The sequence below is a fragment of the Mangrovibacterium marinum genome (assembly GCF_003046625.1).
Taxonomy (GTDB): domain Bacteria; phylum Bacteroidota; class Bacteroidia; order Bacteroidales; family Prolixibacteraceae; genus Mangrovibacterium; species Mangrovibacterium marinum.
The window spans coordinates 57,512-64,260 of the sequence record NZ_QAAD01000021.1 but is presented as its reverse complement, the minus strand read 5'-3'; the positions used below and the strand labels follow the sequence as shown (position 1 = coordinate 64,260).

Annotated in this window: 7 protein-coding genes; 2 read left to right on the top strand and 5 right to left on the bottom strand. The window is 48.1% G+C overall.

Annotation, left to right across the window (positions count from 1 at the left end):
• The first annotated feature begins 943 nt into the window (after positions 1-943).
• Complete coding sequence (locus C8N47_RS15785; protein ID WP_107823538.1) at positions 944-2,122, top strand: serine hydrolase domain-containing protein; 1,179 nt, start codon at positions 944-946, stop codon at positions 2,120-2,122.
• 46 nt (positions 2,123-2,168) lie between these two features.
• Here C8N47_RS15785 and C8N47_RS15780 read toward each other — a convergent pair whose 3' ends face one another.
• From C8N47_RS15780 to C8N47_RS15770, 3 genes are read right to left on the bottom strand one after another with little or no spacing between them, the layout of a single operon-like run.
• Positions 2,169-3,233, bottom strand: coding sequence for a septation protein IspZ (locus tag C8N47_RS15780; protein ID WP_107823537.1), 1,065 nt, complete (start codon positions 3,231-3,233; stop codon positions 2,169-2,171).
• 3 nt (positions 3,234-3,236) lie between these two features.
• A complete protein-coding gene (locus tag C8N47_RS15775) occupies positions 3,237-3,758 on the bottom strand; it encodes an FKBP-type peptidyl-prolyl cis-trans isomerase (RefSeq protein WP_107823536.1) in 522 nt (173 codons plus the stop codon).
• A gap of 10 nt (positions 3,759-3,768) precedes the next feature.
• Positions 3,769-4,806 (bottom strand): DHH family phosphoesterase, encoded by a 1,038-nt coding sequence (locus C8N47_RS15770; protein ID WP_107823535.1) that lies wholly within the window; start codon positions 4,804-4,806, stop codon positions 3,769-3,771.
• Between the two features lie 112 nt (positions 4,807-4,918).
• Between C8N47_RS15770 and ndk the strand changes: the two genes are divergently transcribed.
• Positions 4,919-5,338, top strand: coding sequence for a nucleoside-diphosphate kinase (ndk, locus tag C8N47_RS15765; RefSeq protein ID WP_107823534.1), 420 nt, complete (start codon positions 4,919-4,921; stop codon positions 5,336-5,338).
• Here the strand turns inward: ndk and C8N47_RS15760 are convergent, their stop codons facing one another.
• Positions 5,339-5,629: a DciA family protein gene (locus C8N47_RS15760; RefSeq protein ID WP_107823533.1), complete on the bottom strand. Its 291-nt coding sequence runs from the start codon at positions 5,627-5,629 to the stop codon at positions 5,339-5,341.
• A complete protein-coding gene (recF, locus tag C8N47_RS15755; protein WP_107823532.1) occupies positions 5,616-6,734 on the bottom strand; it encodes a DNA replication/repair protein RecF in 1,119 nt (372 codons plus the stop codon). The genes C8N47_RS15760 and recF overlap by 14 nt, the downstream gene beginning before the upstream one ends.
• Positions 6,735-6,749 lie beyond the last annotated feature (15 nt).

The window sequence follows — 6,749 nt, the reverse complement described above, 5'->3', positions numbered from 1 at the left end:
CGCTCAATGATTCTTGGGAATTCTTCGACAGGATTCATAGTAGAAAATTTTATTGGTACGTAGATACCGCAAGTTAATTCACTTTCATTCCTGTTGGTGATTCCCGGGAATCATGTAGGTTTTTTCTGAAAAAGTCTTACTCGGCAGAGGTGCTAAGGCGCAATGTCAATAACTTGTTTTGATTGGATGTGGAACGACAACCCGACAACTTTTGAAAACAACGACAACAGCCTGGTCGAAAATCCTAAACTTTCATTCCTGTTGGTGATTTCCCGGAATCATGAAGGTTTCTTCTGAAAAAGTCTCTTTTTCGACGCTTAAACAAGTGTTCCGTCAATTCTAATTTGTATAGAAGAGGATATTTTGTCCTACCGGACGGTTTTACTCTTTGCCTTAAAGCAAAGAGTAAACAGAAAGTTCAAGGCTTATTTTTATCTTCAGGTGTCAGCTCCCGGATTCACTAAGCTTCCGGTTCACTTCTCACCATCGATAAAAAGTAGGCCCGTCCCGCTCCGAGCAAGCTTCCGTCTTCTCTTAAATACCTTCTGCTGTCTTCCACCACTTTCATTCCTGTTGGTGATTCCCCGGAATCATCTGTGTTTTTTTAGCATTGGCTTTAGCCATTCTTCGGTCGCATCGAAGACGATAAATAGCTAGTATCGTCCCGCACAGCGTGGAATTTTGTGCCCCGATGTCATTCGTCAAACTACCCAATAGCATCCCTCCGGGATTGCTCGGAGCTTTTCAGGCGAGCCGGATGCAATTTGGGACGACAACTGAACAACCTCTGAGAACCACGATAACAGCGAAAACTTGCAACTTTAAGCGCTATAGGATTCCCGGGAAGCGCATACTTTCTGTTGCATAGAATAGTTCTCCTGCCATCAACGTAACCTCATGCGCGGATTTCGTATAGGTTAAATAAAAAGCTAAAACCAAAAATATGCAACCGAAGCTGATCAAACTCTCCCCCATTCTTCTGCTATTGCTCCTTGCTTGTCAAACATCGCCGCGAGGACAATATGCCTACCAACTTCCGCAGACCGGGGATGCTGACTTACCCGCGGCATCGCTGGCCGATGTGGGCTTAAATACCCAACTGATTGAAAAAGTGGTTAACCGAATTGATCGTGGCAAATTTGGGGAGGTGCACTCATTACTCATCTACAAAGACGGGAAACTGGTACTGGAAGAATATTTCGAGGGGCACGACTACCAGTGGGATGCTCCGAAACACCATGCAGAACTGGTGCAGTGGACTGCCGACCGGGCTCACTACGCCCACTCAGTGAGCAAAAGCATAAGCTCATTGCTTATCGGCATCGCTGTAGCCCAGGGCCTTATCGACAGTGTACAGCAGTCGGTTTTCGATTACCTGCCCGACTACCAATACCTGAATGTTGGGGACAAAAAGTACCTCACCATCGAACATCTGCTTAGCTGTACAGCCGGACTGCAATGGGCCGAGTGGAACGCGCCGCTCAGCAGCCGCAAAAACGACCAGGTGAATATGTGGTTTCACCCCCGCGGACCGGTGGATTATTATCTGGCGCGGCCATACATTGCTGTTCCGGGAACCCTGTTTAACTATTGCGGAGGGGGTATTGAGGTGCTTGGCGAGATTTTGCAGAACGCCAGCGGCATGACTGTCCAGGAGTTCTCGAATCGTTACCTGTTTGGCCCGCTGGGAATCAACAGTGCCCAATGGGCTATCATTTACCCAACGGGCGAAGTGCACACAGCCGGCGGTCTGAAGATTAGCCCCCGCGATATGCTCAAAATTGGCATTCTCATGCTCAACCACGGACAATGGCACGGCCAACAAATCGTTCCGGCCTACTGGGTCGACAAAAGCAGGGAGCCATTTCTGCCGGCCATGGACATCAACATATCGGGCGAAGACCTGCGCCACACGGGCTATTCGTACACCTGGTGGACAAAAGACATCCGCATTGGCGGGAAGTGGGTGCACTGGTTTTCGGCCAACGGCTGGGGCGGGCAACAAATCATTGTGCTCCCCGAAATTGAGTCGGTGATTGTGCTTACCGGAGCAAACTACACCCGTAAGGTAATACAGTACAAAATCCTGCGCGATTATATTTTTCCCGCTTACGACGAATAAGCTAAACGGAAGTCTGCCTCCGGGGTTTCAGAACCAGACAACGGGCTTATTGCCCGAAAAGCAACTGATATTCATATTCGAAATTGGGCGTTAACAGCCCTTGCCCGATGCTGCTTGCAATCTGCCGGGGCGTCCAGAACTTTCCTTCCTGCACTTCGTCGCTGTGTAAACGAATGCCGTGATAGTCGGTGGTTGTAAAAACATACACCAGCTCCCGTTCAATTTCACTCTCCCAGACATAAGTTTTCAGCAGCTTTGCCGAGAATTGCTGCAAGCCGATTTCCTCCCAGGCTTCGCGTTTCAACGACATTTCCAGATCTTCGCCAAAAGCAATGTGCCCGCCTACCGAAGTATCCCACTTCCCGGGCTGCACGAGTTTGTTCATCGGACGCTTTTGCAGATACATCGCGCCCTTCGCATTAAAAACATGCAGATGAACCACCGGATGCAACAACCTGGAACCATTGTGGCAAACCGATCGGGGCGCTCGCCCCAGCACCTTACCGGTTTCATCCACTACCGGCAGTTGCTCTTCCAGCTCCAAGGCTTTGTGCTGTCGTTTTTGCTTCCGGAAAGTGATCAGGAAAACCACACCAAACAGAATATAGAACAGACCACCGGAAATAAAGGCCCAGGCTGCGTCCGACATGAAAAATGTGGCGTAGAAAACCAGGGCAGTATGCGCCAGGAACACCCAAAACATGAGCTTTAAACTTTGACGCATTTGTTGCGCCTGCCCATCGTCCATCTTCATTCCCTTCATATAACGTTGGCTCATCATCCCAACAATGTTTACCTGCGAATAGGCCGAAAATGCCAGGATGGCGCACAGAATAAGCTGCACCAATCCGGGCTTCAACTTAAAAAAGATCTCGTTGTGGAGCACCAGCGAAACGCCACCAAGGGCAAGTAAGAGTAGTGTATCGAAGAGCACAAAACGCTCGAAACGCTTCTCCTTCACCCAAACCCACAACAGCTCGGCCACACCAATTACCAAAGCAGCAACCAGCCCCGCCTGCGTGCCCCAGAGTTCATCAATCAGGATGAAGGCAAACAGCGGTATAAAGCCCGGCAATAGTTGTTTAACGAGTTTGAGTTGTTGCTGATTCATCGCCTAGAGCTCCGTATCGTCGGGATAAATCGCGACCAGTTCAATCTCAAAAATCAGCGGCGTATATGGCGGAATGATGTAGTAGCCATTCGGCCCGTAGCCCAATGCTGAAGGAATGATGAACTTTCCCGAGCCTCCTTCGCGCAAATGGCTCACGGCGTCGCTAAAGCCTTCAATCAGCGTAATATGATCGGGGACATAACGCCAAATCCCGTCTTCCTGATTCGAACTTGAATCGAAGCTATAGCCATTGGCAAACGATCCGGTATAGCTTATGCCGATCGAGTCGCCCGGTTGTACGTAATTGCCGTCACCTTCAACAAGCATTGTGTAGTAAACACCCGTTTCAGTAGTATCTACATCATATCCGTCAGCTGTCAACTCCTCAATCAGGCTGTTGATCTCGGCAGCTTCCTTTGCGGGTGAATAAACAACCTGCTCGGTGTCGTCTTTACTACAGGCCACCACGCTAAGCAAGCCGATGGCCAGCACTGAGTTGCGCAAATTTCTTTTTAACTTTTTCAAGATATTGATTTTAATCCAGTTTTGTTCTTTTCAATTCTTCGGCATACTCCGGCAACAGCTTGCGGAATCGGTCAACCACGGCCTTCAGGCTGTCGAAAACCTCGCCACCGGCAGCATTGCGGTGACCACCACCATTGAAATGAGCCGTCGCAAACTCATTGACGGCAAATTCTCCCTTGGAGCGGAAAGAAGCCTTAATCTGATCGTCGTTCTCTGTAAAGAAGGCGCTGAAATGAATGTCTTTAATCGACAGCGGCATATTCACAAAGCCTTCGTTATCGCCTTTTTGGTAATTAAAGCGGGCTTTAGTTTCTTTCGACAGGTACATCACCGCGGCGTGATACTCCGGAAAAACCTCCATACACTCACTCAGGCAGTGTCCCATCAGGCGCATGCGATCAACTGAATAATTATCGAACACCCGCCCATGAATGTCTTCGGGATTGACGCCCAAAGCCAGCAACTCACTCACCGTATTAAAGGTCTGCGGGTCGGACACATTGTAGTCGAAGGAGCCCGTATCGGTCATGATTCCGCAGAACAAACATTCGGCAGCAGCCAGGTCGATGTACTGCTCGTAGCCCATTGCTTTAACCACCTGAAAAACCAGCTCGGCAGTTGACGAATAATCCGGGTGCGAAAGCTCCAGATCGGCAAAGCCCTGCGGATAGGGATGATGATCGATCATCACACGCTGCCCCTCGAAATTTTCGATCAGCTCTTTCATCTCGCCGGTACGCGACAAATGATTAAAGTCGAGACAGCAAATCATGGCCGCCTCTGCAATGATCTTTTGAGCTTTCTCGCGTGCATTCACGTACACCACGAGCTCTTCGCTGCCTTTCATCCATTTCAGAAATTCCGGAAAATGGTTGGGAACAATCACCACAACCTGCTTGCCGGCGTTCTTCAAAATATTGGCCAGCCCAAGTACCGAGCCAATCGCATCGCCGTCCGGATTTATATGCGGAACCAGCACAATCGTACCTCCCAGTTTGTCAATTTCAGCACGAAGCTGCTTAATGTTGTCTGTATTAAATGGTTTCAAAATATTATTTTTTTAAGGTGCACAAATATAAAAAATGAAAACCGGGAGGCCTTCAAAAGGTTTATTTTTTATATTTATTGCAATCTCGTATAAAAACTAACAAATAACTATTATGGCAGGAAATGTAACCCTCACAATCATTAAGCCGGGAGCCGTTGAACGCAACCTGATTGGCCCCATACTGGCAAAAATTAACGAAGGTGGCTTTGTGATCAAAGCCTTAAAATATACCAAACTGAAAAAGGAACAGGCCTGCGAGTTTTATCAGGAACATGAAGGCAAGCCTTTCTATGATGACTTAACCGACTTCATGAGCTCTTCGCCCATTGTTGTTGCCATTTTGGAAAAGGAAAATGCAGTAGCCGACTTCCGCAAGCTGATTGGCTCTACCGATCCGCTGGAAGCCGATGAGGGCACGATCCGCAAAATATTTGCCGCCTCGAAAACCCACAATGCCGTGCATGGTTCCGACAGCGATGCAAGTGCAATTCGCGAAAGTGATTTCTTTTTTTCGCGCGTTGAGCGTTTCTGATTATTGAAAAACGATTTGTCGAATCACCTCAGCACCTGCTTCATCGTTCAGGTGCTTTTTTATTTGCTCGCGCATCATGATCAGTTCGTTTTTCAGGATTGGCGAACGCAGCTTAATGAAAAGAGTGCCGCTGGTTATGCGGATATCCTCGGTGTAGGAGGCCACCGTCTTGCCCATCAAGCGTTCCCAGGACGTTACAATATCCACTTCCGACAGTTTGGACTGAAGCCTGTTTTGTTCGACATATTGCTTTAAAACCTCACTGATTTTCTCGGTATTACTTTTTCTCATCGGTCACATCGTTTACAATTCCGTCATCAACTTTAAAAATTTTGGCATCGGCCGGCAGCTCACGAATAATTTGGTCGAGATGTTCCCGATTGGTATCGGTGATAAAGATTTGCCCAAAATGCTCGTCGGCCACCAGTTTCACAATTTGCTCAACGCGGTTTTTATCCAGCTTATCGAAAATATCGTCCAGCAGCAGGATTGGCGTCAGCCCCGACATCTTCTTGATGAAGTCGAACTGGGCCAGCTTCATGGCAACCAGATAGGTCTTCTTCTGGCCTTGCGAGCCAATCTTTTTGATGGGGTAATCGCCCAGCTTAAAAAGAATGTCGTCCTTATGAATTCCCACGGTGGTATACTGAATCATCCGGTCGCGATCCAGATTTTGCTTTAGCTGTTCCTCTAAGTTGCCCTGGTACAGCTGCGACTGGTGTTCCAGGCCAATGACTTCCTTGCCCGAGGAGATCAGCGCATAGTAATGCTGAAAGATGGGCTGCAGCTGCGCAATATACTCCTGCCTTTTGGCGTGTATTTTCTCGCCGTACAATACCAGCTGATCGCTCCACACCTCCAGACTGTCGGCACTAAAAAAGCGTTCTGCGGCAAACTGCTTCAGCAGCTTGTTGCGTTGTTGCAAAGCCCGGTTGTAACGAATAAGCGCATCCAGGTAAGCCTGATCGTATTGCGAAATAATCGCATCCAGAAACTTGCGGCGCTCCTCGCTTCCTCCCATAATCAGGTCGCTGTCCGATGGGGTAACAATAATCAGGGGCAACAAGCCAATATGCTCGGCCAGCCTCCGGTATTCCTTTTTATTTCTCTTGAAGGTCTTTTTCTGTCCCCGTTTCAACCCGCAATGAATCAACTCTTCCTGTTCATCGCGTTGATAACGCCCCTGAATTACGAAATATTCCTGCTCGTGACGAATATTCATCCCGTCGATCGAGTTCAAAAAGCTTTTGCAAAACGACAAATAATAAATCGCGTCCATCAGGTTGGTCTTGCCGGCACCATTATTCCCAATGAAGCAATTCAAATCAGCAGAAAACTGAAGATCAGCCTCTTCGATATTTTTAAAATTTAACAGCGATAAACTCTCGAGATACATTCGTTCTGAATTTTC